Origin of the sequence: Proteus sp. STS61-E (assembly GCF_040932335.1) — a bacterium.
Taxonomy (GTDB): domain Bacteria; phylum Pseudomonadota; class Gammaproteobacteria; order Enterobacterales; family Enterobacteriaceae; genus Proteus; species Proteus mirabilis_B.
This window is the reverse complement of record NZ_JBFQGE010000001.1, coordinates 1,094,692-1,110,628: the sequence shown is the minus strand read 5'-3', so window position 1 is coordinate 1,110,628 and position 15,937 is coordinate 1,094,692. Positions and strand designations below refer to the sequence as shown.

The following is a 15,937-nucleotide window of genomic DNA, read 5'->3' as shown; positions in this document are numbered from 1 at the left end:
TAGGCTACATTTTTATGAGTCACTTCCTTCCTTTCTCTCGCCCTGCGATTGGCGATGAAGAAATCAAAGCCGTTGAGGATGTACTGCGTTCAGGTTGGATTACAACAGGCCCTCAAAATCATCAATTAGAGCAAGATTTTTGTGAAAAATTTGGTAGCAAACACGCTATCGCAATTTGCTCTGCCACTGCGGGTATGCATGTTGTTTTAATGGCGATGGGAATTGGCGCTGGTGATGAAGTTATCACACCATCACAAACTTGGGTTTCAACGATGAATATCATTACGTTACTTGGTGCAAAGCCTGTAATGATTGATGTTGACCGTGATACTTTGATGGTGAGTGCAGAAGATGTCAAAAAAGCGATTACACCTAGAACAAAAGCAATTATTCCGGTTCATTATGCCGGTGCACCTTGCGATCTTGATGCCTTAAGAAAGGTTGCAGAAGAGGCGGGAATTCCTCTGATTGAAGATGCTGCACATGCTATTGGTACTCGCTATAAAAATGAATGGATTGGTGAAAAAGGAACCTCTATTTTCTCTTTCCACGCAATTAAGAACGTAACTTGTGCAGAGGGCGGATTGGTTGTTACTGATAATGACGAATTAGCTAATAGAGTACGTTGCTTAAAATTCCATGGTTTAGGGGTTGATGCCTTTGATAGACAAATTCAAGGTCGTAAGCCTCAAGCAGAAGTTGTTGAACCTGGCTACAAATACAACTTATCTGATATTCACGCAGCGATTGCTGTGGTGCAATTAGGGCGTTTAGATGAAATGAATGCTAAACGTACTGAATTAGTTGCACTGTATCGTGAAAAGCTCAAAGACTCTCCATTAGAAATGCTGAGTGTCCCTGAATATTCACATTTGCATGCAAATCACCTATTTATGGTGAGAGTCGATAAAAATGCCTGTGGCATCGATCGTGATGCCTTTATGGAGAAATTGAAGCAAAAAGACATTGGTACAGGGCTTCATTTCCGTGCTGCGCACACACAAAAATATTATCGTGAGCGCTATCCTGCTTTATCCCTTCCTCAATCAGAATGGAACTCTGCAACGTTATGCTCGCTGCCGCTGTTTCCTGATATGAGTAATGAAGATGTTATTCGCGTTGTAGATGCGATCAATGAAATTCTTTCGGAGCATATTTAAGTGTCAACATTTGATGAAATCAAGAAAGTATCGGTTGTAATCCCCGTTTATAACGAGGAAGAGAGCCTTCCTCAGCTTTTAGAACGTACAATTAAGAGCTGTAAACAATTAAAACAAGAATATGAACTGATCCTTGTTGATGATGGTAGTAGTGACAATTCAGCTAAGATGTTGGAAGAAGCGGCTGCAATTGAAGAAAATCACGTTATTGCAATTATTTTAAACCGTAATTACGGTCAACACTCCGCAATTATGGCGGGTTTTAATCAGGCTGATGGTGATTTAGTGATCACATTGGATGCTGATTTACAAAACCCACCTGAAGAGATCCCAAGACTTGTCTCGACGGCTGAAGAAGGGTATGACGTTGTCGGGACTCGCCGGCGTAATCGTCAAGATTCATGGTTTCGCAAAACTGCTTCAAAAATGATCAACTCAATGATCACTAAAGCAACGGGTCGCTCTATGGGAGACTACGGTTGCATGTTACGTGCTTATCGTCGCCACATTGTTGAAGCGATGTTACAGTGTCACGAAAGAAGTACGTTTATTCCCATTCTTGCGAACACATTCGCTCGTCGTACTATTGAAATCGATGTTGCTCACGCAGAGCGTGAATATGGCGATTCAAAATACAGCTTTTTAAAGCTTATTAATTTAATGTACGACCTATTAACTTGTCTTACCACAGCGCCATTACGTTTATTAAGCATTGTCGGCAGTGTTATCGCTGTTTCTGGCTTTGTTTTAGCATTACTTCTTATTGTTTTGCGTATTATTTTCGGTGCAATGTGGGCCGCTGAAGGTGTATTCACGCTTTTCGCAATCTTATTTATGTTTATCGGTGCGCAGTTCGTTGCAATGGGCTTATTAGGTGAATATATAGGCCGGATTTATAATGATGTAAGAGCGCGTCCTCGGTATTTTATCCAAAAAGTGGTTGGCGTTAATAAACCCAACGAAGATCAGGAAAAAGACTAATGAAAGCAATAGTATTTGCCTATCACGATATTGGCTGTGTTGGTTTAAAAGCACTTGAAAAAGCAGGTTATGATATTCAGGCTGTATTTACCCACACTGACGATCCTAATGAAAATCATTTCTTCTCATCTGTTGCTCGCGTGAGTGCAGAAATGGGATTGACAGTATTTGCACCTGAAAATGTCAATCACCCATTGTGGATTGAACGTATTCGTGAAATGAAACCTGATGTCATTTTTTCTTTCTATTATCGTCACATGTTAAGTGATGAGATCCTGAATTTGGCACCTAAAGGCGCATTTAATTTACACGGCTCTTTATTACCAAAATACCGTGGTCGCGCACCAATTAACTGGGCGATTGTGAATGGTGAAACAGAAACGGGTGTTACTCTGCATAAAATGACAGCGAAAGCTGATGCGGGTGATATCGTAGCTCAAGAAAAAGTTATTATCGCAGATAATGATACCTCTCTGATTTTACATGAAAAAGTAAGAGAAGCTGCTGATAAGTTACTTTCTAGCGCATTACCACATATTGCATCAGGTGATTATTCAACAACTGCACAAGATGAAAGCCAAGCAACGTATTTTGGCCGTCGTTGCGCTGATGATGGTTTAATCGATTGGAATGCAGATGCAAAAACAGTTCACAACTTAGTGCGTGCTGTTACAGAACCATACCCAGGTGCATTTACTTTCTTGGGTGAACGTAAAATGATTATCTGGCGTTCACGCGCTGTTGCTGATAATCAAGGAAAACGTCCGGGTACTGTTATTTCAACAGAGCCTTTAGTGATTGCGTGTGCGAAAGGTGCAATTGAAGTTGTTACTGGTCAAAGTGAAAATGGTCTTTATGTTCAAGGAAGTCGTTTAGCGGCTGAAATGGGTATTGTGACTGATGTTCTCGTTGGACCAAAAGCAACTGCACAAGTTAAACGTCGCAAACGTGTTCTGATTTTAGGTGTGAATGGCTTTATTGGTAACCATCTAACAGAACGTCTATTAAAAGATGATAACTATGATATCTATGGTATGGATATCGGTTCTTCTGCAATTGAACGCTTTATTGGAAATCCACGTTTCCACTTTATTGAAGGTGACGTGAGTATTCATACAGAATGGATTGAATACCATATTAAAAAATGTGACGTTATTCTGCCATTAGTTGCTATTGCAACACCTATTGAATATACCCGTAATCCATTACGTGTATTTGAATTAGACTTTGAAGAAAACTTAAAAATTGTACGTTATTGTGTTAAATATAATAAACGTATTATTTTCCCATCCACATCAGAAGTTTATGGTATGTGTGATGATAAAGAATTTGACGAAGATAATTCACGTCTGATTGTTGGTCCAATCAATAAACAACGTTGGATTTACTCTGTATCTAAACAGTTATTAGACCGAGTTATTTGGGCTTATGGTGCCAAAGAAGGTCTGAAATTTACGTTGTTCCGTCCATTTAACTGGATGGGTCCTCGTTTAGATAACTTAAATTCAGCGCGTATCGGTAGCTCTCGTGCAATCACACAATTAATTCTGAACTTAGTTGAAGGTTCACCAATTAAATTGGTTGATGGTGGTGAGCAAAAACGTTGTTTCACTGACATCAATGACGGTATTGAAGCTTTATTCCGTATTATTGAAAACCGTGATAACAAATGTGATGGTCAAATTATTAATATCGGTAACCCAACTAACGAAGCAAGTATTCGCGAATTAGCAGAAATGCTGTTAGATTGCTTCGAAAAACATGAGTTACGTGGTCATTTCCCTCCATTTGCAGGCTTCAAGAAAATTGAAAGTAGCAGTTACTATGGTAAAGGCTACCAAGATGTTGAACACCGTAAGCCAAGCATTAAAAATGCAGAGCGTTTATTGGATTGGAAACCAAGTATTGAAACTCGCCAAACAGTAGAAGAAACATTAGATTTCTTCTTACGTGGTGCAGTTGAAGAATTAGGCACTAAATAGGAATAAATAATGAAGAAAGTTGGTTTGAGAGTTGATGTGGATACTTATCAAGGAACGAAACAAGGTATTCCACAACTGCTGGATGTATTTGCCAGACATAACATTCACGCCAGCTTCTTCTTTAGTGTTGGTCCAGATAATATGGGGCGTCATTTATGGCGCCTTTTAAAGCCAAAATTTTTATGGAAAATGCTGAGATCGAATGCGGCATCACTTTATGGCTTAGATATTTTATTAGCAGGAACAGCATGGCCGGGCAAAAAAATTGCTAAAAATTTAGGTTATTTGATGAAAGAAGCCCAAGATGCGGGACATGAAGTTGGCTTGCATTCATGGGATCATCAAGGTTGGCAGGCAAAAGTCGGGCGTTGGTCAACAGAAGAATTAATGCAACAAGTTCGTTTAGGTGTTGAAGCACTGGAAAAAGCACTTGAAAACCCTGTAAAATGTTCGGCAGTTGCTGGATGGCGAGCAGATGAACGCGTATTAACAGTTAAAGAAACTTTTCAATTCGATTACAATAGCGATTGTCGAGGAACGCATCCTTTTAGACCTATTTTAGAAAATGGTTCTATCGGTACGGTGCAAATTCCAGTAACATTACCAACTTATGATGAAGTGGTTGGTACAAAGGTAAAGGATGAAGATTTTAATCAATTTATTATTGATGAAATCAAAAAAGACAGTGGAATACCTGTTTATACTATCCACACCGAAGTTGAAGGAATGTCAAAAGCCGCTCAATTTGAGCAGTTACTGGCAATGATTGCAAATGAAGGCATCGAATTCTGTCCGTTAAGCGATTTATTACCACAAGATAAAGAAACGCTTCCGATGGGTAAAGTTGTTCGATCTGACTTTCCAGGTCGAGAAGGCTGGTTAGGGTGCCAACAAGAGGTCTAACGAAACTATGTTGAATAACCGGGCGAGTAAAATCGGGGCCATCCTCTTGGCTCTTTTTTTTGTTCTTACCTACTTATTTCCATTGAACAGCCGGTTATTATGGCAACCAGATGAAACCCGTTATGCGGAAATTAGCCGTGAAATGGTGGTGAGCGGGAACTGGATTGTTCCTCATATGCTCGATATTCGCTATTTTGAGAAACCCGTAGCAGGTTATTGGATCAATAATGTTAGCCAATTAATTTTTGGTCATACCAACTTTGCTGTGCGTTTTGGCTCTGTTATTTCTATTCTCTTAAGCACATTACTTGTCTATTTATTGGCAAGAATGATGTGGCGTAACCGCCAAGTCGCTTTTGTTTCTAGTTTAATCTATTTGTCCATGTTCTTAGTGTTTAGCGTAGGCACTTACAGTGTATTAGATCCTATGTTGGCACTTTGGGTTACCGCCAGTATGGTTTGCTGTTTTTGGGCACTTAAAGCCACCACAGTCAAAACACGAATATTGGCGTGGATAACATTAGGGCTTGCCTGTGGTATGGCATTTATGACCAAAGGATTTTTAGCATTAGCTATTCCGGTCATTGTCATGATACCTATCACACTGTATCAAAAACAATTTACGCAAATGTTGCTCTATGGCTTACTTGCCGTATTTAGTGCAGCATTAATCAGTTTGCCGTGGGCATTAGCTGTGGCAAAAGCAGAACCTGATTATTGGCATTACTTCTTCTGGGTTGAACATATTCAGCGTTTTTCGGGTGAAGATGCTCAGCATAGTTCTCCATTTTGGTACTATATCCCCGTTGTTTTATTAGGTGTGATCCCTTGGCTTGGACTACTCCCAGGCGCATTAATGGGAGCTTGGAAGAAAAGACGTAAACGTCCGGAATTATTCTTCTTATTATGCTGGTTTGTTGTTCCGTTCTTATTTTTTAGTATTGCGAAAGGTAAGTTACCGACTTATATGTTGCCATTTATGGCACCACTAGCAATGTTAATGGCGAAATATGGCGTAGATTGTGCCCGCAAATTTAGAATGAAAGCGCTACGTATTAACGGTTATATTAATATCTTTATTGGTGTTGCTGTTGTTATCGCTATTTTAGTTATCCAACTCGCTTCTTCAAAACCTATTTATATGCCATATGAATGGTCTAAATGGGTATTAGCTATAGTGGCATTCTCATTATGGGGCATTATTGGTTATCTTTGCTCTACACTTAATGGAAAACACTGGTTATGGGCGGCGTCTTGTTCATTAGGCGTAAGCTTATGTATCGGCCAAGCAATACCGAATAGCAGCGTAGATAGCAAATTACCTCAAGAGTTTATTCGCCAAAATATAGAGACGTTAAACACAAGCAAATACATTGTGAGTAATAGTGTAGGTATTGGCGCGGGATTAGCGTGGGAATTACAACGTAGCGATATCTATCTTTATGAAAGAACTGGCGAATTAACTTATGGTGTTGAAGAGTATCCAGATTCTCAGCATAAATTAATTAAACCTGACAATTTTGCTCAGTGGTTAGAAGAAGCAAGAAAGGAAGGTCGTGTTTCAGTTGTTATTACGTTTAAAGATCCTAAGAAATTAGCACAATTGCCAAGGCCTGAAGAGTTGGTGACAAACCATCGAGTTGCTATTTTAACTTATGAGAAGCGTAATTAATGTCATTTGTTTTATTGCTAATCGTGAGTTTTTTGACCTGCATAGGACAGGTGTGTCAAAAACAAGCGGTGGTTAGTTGGCAGAGTGACTCATTAACAAAAGCCAGAAAAACAATTTTCTGGCTTTTTGTTGCCATTGCAATGCTTGGTTTGGGGATGCTTTTTTGGTTACGGTTATTACAAATTCTTCCGCTAAGTATTGCTTATCCTATGTTAAGCATCAATTTTATTGTGGTGACATTAATTGGTCAGTTTGTTTATAAAGAGCCTGTTAATGTGAAACATTGGATTGGTATCGCGTCAATTATGGTTGGCATTGTATTAATGAGTATGCAAGCATGAAAGGCTATTTATGGGCAATTGGAAGCGCGCTATTAGTGACAGTCGCTCAATTGTTGTTAAAGTTTGGCATGTCTGAACTACCGGAGCTACAGCTAGAAAAACAATGGTTTGATTTCACATGGTTATGGGCAAATATAACGCCACTTGCTATCGTGTTTGCTGGTCTTGTAGGCTATGTCCTTTCTATGGTTTGCTGGCTATTCACTTTGCGCACCATTCCTTTAAATAAAGCCTATCCCCTGATCAGTTTGAGCTATGTGTTTGTTTATATTCTTGCGGTGATGTTACCTTGGTTTCAAGAAACACCATCATGGACAAAAACAGCAGGTGTGGCGTTTATCATGGTCGGTGTTTGGTTAATAAGCCAAAAAACGAAAGAGACACAATCACACTAACTTAATGATTATAAAATTTATTTTCTGATCCTTGTTGTTAATTGTGCGATTTATTCTACTAATCATCACTCATTCATCTTCAATAACTTGTTTTTGCTTAAAAAAGCAGATAGATTTTAAAATCTATGGTAACAATAATGGTGGATATAATGAGAAAGTCTGTTTTCTATCCTTTCTTACTCTGTATTATTCTACTGGCTGGGTGTTCATCTAGCCCGTCGAAGCGTATTCCACCAGCACCCCCCTTAAAGACACAACTTTCCGATCCTATCATGGTGATAGTGCAATTGAAGTCGCAACTTGAGCAATGGTATGGTACGCCATATAGCTATGGTGGAATGACACCTTCTGGCATTGATTGCTCAGGTTTTGTGTATAAAACCTACAGTGATCGTTTTGATATAAAACTTCCACGAATGACCATTGATCAAACCAAATATGGTACACAAATCAGTAAAAGTGATTTAATGCCGGGTGATTTGGTTTTCTTCAAAACTGGCGGTGGTGAGAATGGGCTTCATGTCGGTATTTATGATACTGATAATACATTTATCCACGCATCAACTAGCAAAGGGGTAACTCGTTCATCCCTTGATAATGTCTATTGGAAAAAAACATTTTGGCAAGCTCGCCGATTGTAGTTTCGTGCCATTTAACAGCCTAATATATTGAGAGTTATGCTATCTTATACCTTATTTTCTTCATATAGGTATTCCTTATGTCAGGCAAATTGCGTCTGTTAATTTCCGAGTCTTATGATCCTTGGTTTAACCTTGCTGTTGAAGAGTGTATTTTTAGACAAATGCCCGCTGATCAACGTGTGCTTTTCCTTTGGCGTAACGATAATACGGTGGTTATTGGTCGGGCACAAAATCCGTGGAAAGAGTGTAATACTCGTAAAATGGATGAAGATGGTGTGAAATTAGCCCGTCGCTCAAGTGGTGGTGGTGCAGTTTTTCATGATCTTGGTAATACCTGTTTTACCTTTATGGCGGGAAAGCCAGAGTATAATAAAACGATATCAACACAAATTATTCTTGATGGATTATTAAAGGCAGGCATTAACGCTACGGCGTCAGGGCGTAACGATTTAGTGGTTCCCCAAGATGATGGTGAAAGAAAGGTTTCAGGTTCAGCCTATAAAGAGACTAAAGATCGTGGTTTCCATCATGGTACATTATTAATAAATGCTAACTTATCTAGATTAGCTAATTATCTAAATCCAGATCCGAAAAAACTCCAAGCTAAAGGGATCACTTCTGTACGCTCCCGAGTAGCTAATTTAGTCGAACTCAAACCGGATATTACCCATGAAAAACTCTGTGAAACTATCACTGAAAGCTTTTTTGAATACTATGGTGAGCGAGTAGAAGCAGAGATTATATCACCACAAAAACTACCTGATTTACCTGGTTTTGAGGAAACATTCGCTAAGCAAAGTAGTTGGGAATGGAATTTTGGGCAAGCTCCTGCATTTTCACATCTTTTAGATAACCGTTTTAAATGGGGTGGTGTTGAGCTGCATTTTGATATTGAGCGTGGCAATGTTATTAGAAGCCAAATATATACAGATAGTTTAGATCCCGCACCATTAGAAGCATTATCCGAGATGTTGGTAGGGCAGCGTTATACACCTGAGTCTCTAAAAGGGCTTATTGAGCAACTTATTATGCTTTATCCTAATAATAAAATAGAGCTTAATGAGCTTCAAGAATGGCTTGTTGCAGCGATAGCGTAATTTTTATCAATACTAGAGAATAATAAAAAACAAAAACCAGCTAAAAGAGCTGGTTTTTTTCATGAAGAATAATGTGATGTGAAATTGATTAGTGATTTTCACATGACATAAAGCAATGAGTATCTGGCATTTTGCCATTTTCTCTAAATTTAGCGGGTGTAGTATTGAAATGCTTTTTAAAGATACGTGTAAATGTTGCTTGAGAGCTAAAGCCATACATTAAAGCGATATCTAAAATAGACATATCTTTTTCTTGTAATGATTTAGCCGCTTCTAATAAGCGACGTTTACGAACATATTCGCCTAATGTGCAACCTTTAAAATCTTTAAAAATGCGTTGCAAGTGCCACTTCGAGTAGCCGCTTTTGTTTGCAATCGTATCGATTTTTATACCTTCGTTACGTTGTAACTGGGTTTCTAACCATTTCAGAATATCATTAACGACATTTTCAGCCATAAAACCTCCCACAAAAATGGTGGGGACACAGTGCCCAAGTAAATAGAATAGTAACGTATGTTATTTATAATCTATTTTAAGCATGGGGAGAATAACAGGTAGGCAAAAAGTGCTTTTCGTGATTGATAATCATTATCACAACGATAGGTAAAGCTTATATAGCTCAAGTAAGCTTCAGTTTATTGAATCTTTATGATTAAAAATGTTATTTTGTATGACTTTTACTTTGTTGAATTTATTGATTTATTTTTTCAACTTAATAGCTCTGTTATACCTTTTATTTTTAGCTTTGTTATGTTTTTTTGTGCGAAATAGAAGCTAATCATTGATTAAGATGCATTTTAAAGTCAATTTATTTAACTAAGTGTTGAAAAAATAAAATAAGATTTATTAATCAATTGGTGTGGGGTTATCTTCATTATTTTATTTTCAATTGATCAGTTTATTGAGAATAAATTTACTAATTCACCCCTTAAAAATAAAGCTAAGAGGTGATTTAGTAAAAATAACCGTGGTTCACATTTTTTAAGGACGTAGAAAGACTTGAGGATATAAATGTTCTGGATGAGAATTAACACTCACATCCGCGCCATACCATTTTTGAATATTCTCCGTTGTTAGTACATTGTGTGGCGTACCTTCACAAACTAACTTTCCTTGATGCAGTAATAAAATTCTATCAGCATAAAGAGACGCCAAATTAAGATCATGCAAAACACAACACACCATAAGATTTTGTGTTTTTGCTAATTGCTTTAATAAACGTAAGCTATGTTGCTGGTGGTAAAGATCAAGTGCGGAGGTTGGCTCATCAAGGAATAAGACAGCTTCTTGTGGCATAGGGTGCCATAATTGCGCTAGAACTCTAGCAAGCTGTACTCGCTGTTGCTCACCGCCCGATAATTGGCGATAGTCTCTATCCTTAAATTTTAAACAGTCCGTTTGAAGCAGTGCAGTCTCAATCGCAATTTTCTTATGTTGCTGTCCATGGGGAGTTCTTCCCATAGCAACCACTTCTTCTACTGAAAATGAAAATGAAAGCTGACTGTTTTGTCGCATAACGGCGCGGTTTTGTGCTAATTGTTGGCTATTCCATTGTGAATAGGATTTTTGTTTAAAATAACACTGACCTTGCGTTGGTGTTGTATAGCCTGTTAATAAGCGCAATAGTGATGATTTTCCTGCACCATTAGGACCAATAATGGTAACCAATTCCCCTGCATTAAGTGAAAGTGACACATCATCAATAATGGTTTTGTTGCCAATTTGGTATGTTAAATTATTTCCATAGAGCAATGGCGTATTTTGTTTTTCAATCATGACATTCTTCCTGCGGGTTGTCGTAAGATCAGCCAAAGGAAATAAGGGCCACCAATTAATCCAGTAATGAGCCCCACAGGGATTTCAGCTGGAGATACCAGCGTTCGTGATAATGTGTCAGCAGCGAGTAACAGTGTTGCACCACCTAAAATGGTGGCAGGTAATAGCCATACATGATTACTACCAATACGCATACGAATAAGGTGTGGAACGACAAGCCCAATAAATCCAATAACACCACTCAGTGCAACAGCACAACCAATTAAGATGGCGCTAAGAAGTAACAAAATAAACTTAGTTCTTCTTACATTTAGTCCTAAGTAATGCGCTTCTTCATCACCAAGTTGTAATAGATTTAATTTATGGCTTTGCCAACATGCCAAAATACTGACGGGAATGATCACAAGGGTAGCAATAGATAAGGTTTTCCAGTCAATCTGGCTTAATGAACCCATCATCCAAAGAGAAAATTGACGTAATTGTTGGTCAGTGCTGATGTAACTTAATACACCAATAAAGGACATACAAAGTGCATTGATAGCGATACCAGCAAGCAATAACCGCGCTAAATTGCCATCACTCAATTGATGTAATGAGAAAATAATCATAGCCACAATTAAACCACCAACAAAGGCGGCGACAATGTGGCTGTAGAATGCAAAGGCTGGCGAAAAAGAGAACGGTAGAATAATAACGATAGCAACCATTAGTGCTGCACCGCTACTAATACCCAGTAAACCGGGATCAGCTAATGAATTTCTAAATAACCCCTGCATTATTGCGCCGGATATTGCTAAAGCGCCTCCAACAAGAATGGCTAATAATACGCGAGGTAAACGGATATCTAGCCAAATTTGCCATTCCATATCATCAAAAGAGCTATTCCATAATGTATGAAACGAAAGGGCCAATGCACCGCTATTCACAGAAATTAATGTAACAGTAGTGAGCAAAAAGAGTAAGACTAGAATACTCACCCACGGTGAACGAAAACGAGACATTATTGCTCCAACGCTTGACGAATTTGATGCATGACTTCTGGTGTTGAAAGGGTAAAGCCTAATAAACCCATATCATCAACAACAACATAATGCTTATTTTTACCCGCAGGTGTGTATTTTATACCGGGTAATTCCCATAGCTTTTCAATTCCACCAATGCCTTTAATACCTTCTTTGGTTACAAGCAAAATATCAGGTTGGCTTGCAATAACACCTTCTTGAGAAAGTGGGCGATAGCTTGTAAATCCTTGCATGGCATTTTTACCACCAACCAGTGAAATAATGGTATCTGCGGCAGTATCTTGACCAGCTGCCATTGGAATAACACCACCATGACTCATGATATAAATGACTTTCTTATCGATAGGAGAGGTTGAAATTTGCTTGATAGAGAGAGCGAGTTTCTCTTTTAGTTGATTGCCTTCTTGTTCTTTATTTAACACAGTCGCAATGGTGTCTATTTTTTCATTAATGGCTTCTAATGAATGTGTACCTGTAATTGTTTTCACAGCGACTCCGGCTTCTTTAATACGGCGTAATGCCAAAGAAGGGCGAGCTAATTCGCTGGTAATGATCAATGTTGGTTTGACAGATAAGATCCCTTCAGGATTTAGCATGCGCATATAACCTACATCAGGAAGTGTTTTCACTTGTTCAGGAACTAAGCTGGTACTGTCTCTTGCAATAATCTGCTCGCCTGCACCTAATGCGAAAACAATTTCTGTAATATCACCACCAATAGTAACGATGCGTTCATTGGCTGAAGTGATGAAAGACATTACGCTACACAGGATCAAAAGAAGCCATTTTTTCATTAAATCATTCTCCGATTAGGCGATTTTAGTGAGAGTATTCACTTGTTCACGCCATTGTAGTTGCTCGGCAGTACCTTCAGTACGTTGTCCATAGAGTTGAGCAATTTGCTGCCCCTTGCTATCAAAGATCTCAAGGCTAGTAACAAACCCATCTTGAGTTGGTTTGCGTGTTACCCAACTTTCTGCAATTTCACTTTCAATTAAATGAAGTGTAAAAGCAGGATTGAAAACGTTGATCCAAACTTGCTCGCTATTTTCAAATTGATGAGGAACTAGGCGGTCAATTTGGCCTGTGAAAATTTGTACACAGCCACGGCTACCGACAAATATCATGATCTCGTTTTGTGCTTCTTTTGCGAGTTCTAACAAGGTTTTCAGTGCGTTATTATCGACTTGATAAGCAAGATCGTCAGGAACCGCTTTGAATGCTTGTTGACGACTTAAGTTATTTTCTTTTAGTAATTTGAAGAATTGGTGAACATCAGTCATTGAACGCCATTGTTGTTCAAGTTGTTCCGCTAATTCATTACTAACAGGCGTGCTTGAGTAGGGTTCAACAGGTGTGATATCGAGAATTGGGTTTTCTTCCAATAAGAATGATTGAATAAGTGCATCCCATTCATCCATATTCGTGTTATCTGTTGCATAGACTTTATGTAATGCATCACCATGCATATCAAAGAATTGAATGCTATAACGCGTCCCTTTTGATGTTTCTTCGGTAAGTGCAAAAATGCTTGACCAATAAGCAAAGAAAAAACGTAAATCCATTGCTCGTGGATTTAAAATTAAACCAGCGTGATCGCTAAAACGGGCATTTGTGTATTCACCAAGATGTTCATGAACAGCAATATCATTACGAGTAATTGCTTTGACTTCACCTACTTTACTTAATGCTTTTAATAATTCTTGTACATCATTGCGTAGGCGTTTTGCATCATGTCCTACACGAGCATGAGTGAGTTCAGCTTCACTGACATTTAAGTAAGAAGCGAGATCACGCGCATATGGCGCTTTTTTGTCCGCTTTAGCTTGCAGGTAGCTCTCATAAAGAGGTTTATTCACAGAAACTCCTATTATATCGTTGATTTTATTGTTAATTACCATTGATAGCTCACAAGTACTTTTGCATTTCGGCCTTCTTGAGGAATACCTGCAGAAGAATAATAAGTTTTATCAAATGCGTTACTCAGTACAAATGAGGTTGTTAGCCCCTTAAGTGAGGCATCACCTTCATAACGAAGGTAAAAATCGTTAACGCCATAACCCGCTTGTTGGCGATTAGTTGGGCGATTAAAACGGTCATGGTTGGTGAAGTCCGTTTTTTTGGTGAATTGACCAACCCAACCCACAGAAAAATCAGTACTTGGTACAGGAACATCAAAGCGGCTGGTTAATGTATCTGGCTCAATTGAGGTAATTGAGGCATTAGTCGCATTATCTTTTCCTTTGGTATGGTTGTAGGCTAAATCCCAATTAAAGAATTTTGATTGGTAACTCATAGATACATCCCATCCCCAAATAGTTGCTCTTGAAATATTTGTTGATTGTGTATATCCCTGAAAAATAGCGACATCTGCATCAATATAATCTTTTGCGCGAGTATTGAAATGGGCAGCTTTAATTTTCAGATTATCATTATTAGATAATAAGTCGTCGAATTGAAAACCGAATCCGTATTCAGTTGTTGAATTGGTTTCGGGCTTTAAATTAGGATTTGGGCGCCAATAGTTTGTTGGCGCGCCGGGGAAAGGTGCATCAAAATGTTTTGCATCGTTATACATCTCACCTAAAGTTGGTGCTCTAAACGCTTGTGAGTAAGAGGTATAAAGCATTGACCAATCAGTTGGTGTGATACTGATTGCTCCTTTTGATGACCATTTATCCGCAGTAATATCATCATAACGATCGTTTTGGCTTTTATATTTGTCAAAACGCGTTCCTAAAATTAAGGAGACAGGTAAATCACGTAAAGTGACTTCATCTTGTACCCAACCTGACATAAAGCGGATATCAGCTTGTGGGAAGCTTTCAGCATTTTGGCTTGGTGACTGTTTTTGTTTATAAACCTCGCCACCATAAGTTAACCCATGTGATGCAAAGCTGTATGTTCCTACTTGTGAGCGGTTTTCGAGTTTTACGCCATAGGTTTTTTGTTCTCGACCTTCAAATCCTTTTTGTATCGTTTTGGCATTGATATCAACTTCACTGTAATAAGCCTGTGTTTTCAAATTAATCCATTGTGAATCTGAAGGATCAAATTGATAGGTTAACTGAACATCTTTTTGTGTTGTGGTGCGATCCGTTTCTACATTTGCAAGTGTAGGATTTGAGGGAACTTGGGGATTTTTGGGTTGATTTGTATTGTTATGATAATAGCGGAATTGTCCACTTAACGTGTTGCTATCATCAATTAACCAGCGGCCTTTAGAAAGAAGATTAATAATGGTTTCGTCATTTTGAGCACGATATCCGCCACCATAGCGGGTATCGCCTTTGTCGCGAGCTGATAATGCAACAAGTCCATCAAGGTTATCGTGTCTACCAAAAGCAGTAACACCTAAACCTTGGCTATGTTGAGCGGTATTACCAAGGCCAGTAACACGTACGCCACCTTGTTCGTTTTTTGAAAGTAGATCGCTCGCATCAACAGTATCGTAAGCGATAACACCGCCAAGAGCTCCACTACCATATAAAAGAGCTGAAGGCCCACGGATAACTTCAACTTGTTTTATAAGTAAAGGATCGACAAAAATACTGTCGATATGACCGGTATCTGTTCCTTGGCGCACGCCATCTACAAGTGTCAGTATTCCATTTTTACTGTATCCACGCATACTGATGGTTTCACCATTAGTACGACCTGCACCCGAAATAGAAATTCCGGGTACATGACGAAGTAATTCAGAAGCACTTCCTGCGGTTTCTGACAACGCATTGTTATTTTTTATAACCGTTGACATCATGGGTAATGTAAAGCTATCGCGTTCATTACCTGTCGCATAAACAGTAAGTACCTCTGATTTTCTTCCCTCATTAGTTTGTGTTTTCTCTTGTGCAGACACACAAGCAGAAGAGACAGCAACCGCTAGCAAACTAAATTTAATCAATAAAGATGACTGAGACATGCAGATGGATCTCCGTTATTTAATGGGCTGTTAAACAGCCCTTT

Annotated in this window: 15 protein-coding genes; 9 read left to right on the top strand and 6 right to left on the bottom strand. The window is 38.7% G+C overall.

Annotated features, from left to right (window positions below; genetic code table 11):
* Positions 1 to 14: 14 nt before the first annotated feature.
* The 9 genes from arnB to AB4J89_RS05190 all read left to right on the top strand — a co-directional run bounded on the left by arnB (position 15) and on the right by AB4J89_RS05190 (position 9,172).
* Positions 15 to 1,160 (top strand): UDP-4-amino-4-deoxy-L-arabinose aminotransferase, encoded by a 1,146-nt coding sequence (gene arnB / locus AB4J89_RS05230; protein WP_088495783.1) that lies wholly within the window; start codon positions 15 to 17, stop codon positions 1,158 to 1,160.
* Complete coding sequence (gene arnC / locus AB4J89_RS05225; protein ID WP_088495782.1) at positions 1,161 to 2,141, top strand: undecaprenyl-phosphate 4-deoxy-4-formamido-L-arabinose transferase; 981 nt, start codon at positions 1,161 to 1,163, stop codon at positions 2,139 to 2,141.
* Positions 2,141 to 4,123: a bifunctional UDP-4-amino-4-deoxy-L-arabinose formyltransferase/UDP-glucuronic acid oxidase ArnA gene (gene arnA / locus AB4J89_RS05220; RefSeq protein ID WP_088495781.1), complete on the top strand. Its 1,983-nt coding sequence runs from the start codon at positions 2,141 to 2,143 to the stop codon at positions 4,121 to 4,123. The genes arnC and arnA overlap by 1 nt, the downstream gene beginning before the upstream one ends.
* A 9-nt stretch (positions 4,124 to 4,132) precedes the next feature.
* Positions 4,133 to 5,026 (top strand): 4-deoxy-4-formamido-L-arabinose-phosphoundecaprenol deformylase, encoded by an 894-nt coding sequence (gene arnD / locus AB4J89_RS05215; RefSeq protein ID WP_088495780.1) that lies wholly within the window; start codon positions 4,133 to 4,135, stop codon positions 5,024 to 5,026.
* 7 nt (positions 5,027 to 5,033) lie between these two features.
* On the top strand, positions 5,034 to 6,698 hold the full coding sequence (arnT, locus tag AB4J89_RS05210; protein ID WP_088495779.1) for a lipid IV(A) 4-amino-4-deoxy-L-arabinosyltransferase: 1,665 nt from the start codon (positions 5,034 to 5,036) through the stop codon (positions 6,696 to 6,698).
* Positions 6,698 to 7,039, top strand: coding sequence for a 4-amino-4-deoxy-L-arabinose-phosphoundecaprenol flippase subunit ArnE (gene arnE / locus AB4J89_RS05205; protein WP_088495778.1), 342 nt, complete (start codon positions 6,698 to 6,700; stop codon positions 7,037 to 7,039). Before arnT ends, arnE begins: the two co-directional genes overlap by 1 nt.
* Complete coding sequence (gene arnF / locus AB4J89_RS05200; protein WP_270753044.1) at positions 7,036 to 7,434, top strand: 4-amino-4-deoxy-L-arabinose-phosphoundecaprenol flippase subunit ArnF; 399 nt, start codon at positions 7,036 to 7,038, stop codon at positions 7,432 to 7,434. The genes arnE and arnF overlap by 4 nt, the downstream gene beginning before the upstream one ends.
* Positions 7,435 to 7,583: 149 nt before the next feature.
* On the top strand, positions 7,584 to 8,075 hold the full coding sequence (locus tag AB4J89_RS05195) for a C40 family peptidase (protein ID WP_036937364.1): 492 nt from the start codon (positions 7,584 to 7,586) through the stop codon (positions 8,073 to 8,075).
* A gap of 77 nt (positions 8,076 to 8,152) precedes the next feature.
* A complete protein-coding gene (locus AB4J89_RS05190; protein WP_088495776.1) occupies positions 8,153 to 9,172 on the top strand; it encodes a lipoate--protein ligase A in 1,020 nt (339 codons plus the stop codon).
* Positions 9,173 to 9,260: 88 nt separating this feature from the next.
* Here the strand turns inward: AB4J89_RS05190 and AB4J89_RS05185 are convergent, their stop codons facing one another.
* The 6 genes from AB4J89_RS05185 to AB4J89_RS05160 all read right to left on the bottom strand — a co-directional run bounded on the left by AB4J89_RS05185 (position 9,261) and on the right by AB4J89_RS05160 (position 15,893).
* Complete coding sequence (locus AB4J89_RS05185; RefSeq protein WP_069369334.1) at positions 9,261 to 9,629, bottom strand: helix-turn-helix domain-containing protein; 369 nt, start codon at positions 9,627 to 9,629, stop codon at positions 9,261 to 9,263.
* Positions 9,630 to 10,154: 525 nt separating this feature from the next.
* Entirely contained in the window at positions 10,155 to 10,949 is a 795-nt protein-coding gene (locus AB4J89_RS05180) for a heme ABC transporter ATP-binding protein (protein WP_088495775.1), read from the bottom strand.
* Positions 10,946 to 11,950: an iron ABC transporter permease gene (locus AB4J89_RS05175; protein WP_088495774.1), complete on the bottom strand. Its 1,005-nt coding sequence runs from the start codon at positions 11,948 to 11,950 to the stop codon at positions 10,946 to 10,948. Before AB4J89_RS05175 ends, AB4J89_RS05180 begins: the two co-directional genes overlap by 4 nt.
* Positions 11,950 to 12,765, bottom strand: a complete 816-nt coding sequence (locus AB4J89_RS05170; protein ID WP_088495773.1) for a hemin ABC transporter substrate-binding protein — start codon at positions 12,763 to 12,765, stop codon at positions 11,950 to 11,952. The genes AB4J89_RS05175 and AB4J89_RS05170 overlap by 1 nt, the downstream gene beginning before the upstream one ends.
* Before the next feature lie 15 nt (positions 12,766 to 12,780).
* Complete coding sequence (locus tag AB4J89_RS05165; RefSeq protein ID WP_311754735.1) at positions 12,781 to 13,830, bottom strand: ChuX/HutX family heme-like substrate-binding protein; 1,050 nt, start codon at positions 13,828 to 13,830, stop codon at positions 12,781 to 12,783.
* Between the two features lie 35 nt (positions 13,831 to 13,865).
* Positions 13,866 to 15,893 (bottom strand): TonB-dependent hemoglobin/transferrin/lactoferrin family receptor, encoded by a 2,028-nt coding sequence (locus tag AB4J89_RS05160; protein WP_088495771.1) that lies wholly within the window; start codon positions 15,891 to 15,893, stop codon positions 13,866 to 13,868.
* Positions 15,894 to 15,937 lie beyond the last annotated feature (44 nt).